The 1,272-nt window shown below is 44.1% G+C and carries 1 protein-coding gene and 1 pseudogene; both read right to left on the reverse strand.

The genetic code is table 11. The features are described from left to right. A pseudogene (locus tag F6K49_RS50125) lies at window positions 1–331 on the reverse strand (HAD family hydrolase); the annotation flags it as partial. A gap of 97 nt (window positions 332–428) precedes the next feature. Further along, window positions 429–1,272 (reverse strand): RRXRR domain-containing protein (locus F6K49_RS50130; RefSeq protein ID WP_293110310.1); only part of this gene is annotated, 844 nt, incomplete at its 5' end.

The raw sequence follows: 1,272 nt of genomic DNA on the forward strand, positions 1-1,272 counted from the left end.
TCTTCTCGGCTTCAACAAAGGCACTGCCAGCGATTGCCAATGACTCTAACCATCCCCGACCAGTCTCAGCAATATAAGCCGCAGCCGCAATTTCATTTTCCCGACGGCTACCCACTGCCATTAACCCGGTAGGGTCAAGGGTGTCATCTTGGACACCAAACGCCATCAGCAGGGGTTCTCCAATACCAGGGATTTGGGCATCGATTAAACGCGATCGCTTATAGGCTAGTTCTCTTAAATAAACTTGTGAATCCTCTAAGGTACCGTCTTTATCAAATATGACTGCTTCAATATTGGGGAAAGTTACCTTCCCACAACGAATGGTTACCAAGGGTTTATGCCGTTATTTATTTTAATCAACTTCATCAATTATTCGCGGCTGGATACCCCATCCCTCTAAAGGGTGGGGAGGAAAGCCGCGCCTCCAATTAGTGGTTTACAATTAAGCCCGTTGAACGTTTTAGAAGTCGGACTTTCCGGGCAGTGAATTGTCCGATTCGTTTCCAGTTGATATCACTAACAGAAACTTGCTTGACTGTTTCGCCGCTTACCCAACCTCGGGAAGTTTTTCCGGCTTTAACTGCCTCAACATAGTCTCCTTTACGAAAACCATGACCAGTAGTTGTTCCACCGTATTTACGTCGTTTCCTGCCTTTATAAAATTGCAGTAGGTGTAATTGACGACGACTTATAGGGGCACGTCTAATTACGGAAAAAACAGCATCAGTTACATCACAGTTTTTGGGAATACTCAATTTTCCGTCGCGGTAATAATAATTTTTACGTCGGAAAAAATGAGTAGCCGCTAAAGCAATGCCATCTACTGCATGAGTATTGACTGTTTGCCGACTCTTGTCGGTTTTGTCTTTAACTAGTCCTAGTGCTTCTCTCTTCAATGCGGTTTCCCAGCCTTGCTTTTGAGTCACTGGAGCTATTTTTTCTAACTGAGATATTGACCAGTATTGGCCTACCATTACAGGCGAAAAACCTTTGTTTCCTCTTGCTTTAACTACTTCGTAGACAATGGCATTTACTGGATACAAAAGGCTAAGTTCTATTACTACCCGTTGCTCTAATTGACGGTTTGCCCGAATTGAAGGGGGAACCTTTTTGCCTGTTCGATTATTGAATCGTTTTTGCCTGTGATTCCTTTGTGAATAAGGAACCTTGCGGCTTATCCGACGACTTCTGCGAGTTCTTCGCATCATCCGCCGAGTATCCATGCGTTCGCGTACTTTTTTGTACGGTAACACTAAATGTCCTGTCCAAAGA

The organism is Moorena sp. SIO3I6, assembly GCF_010672095.1.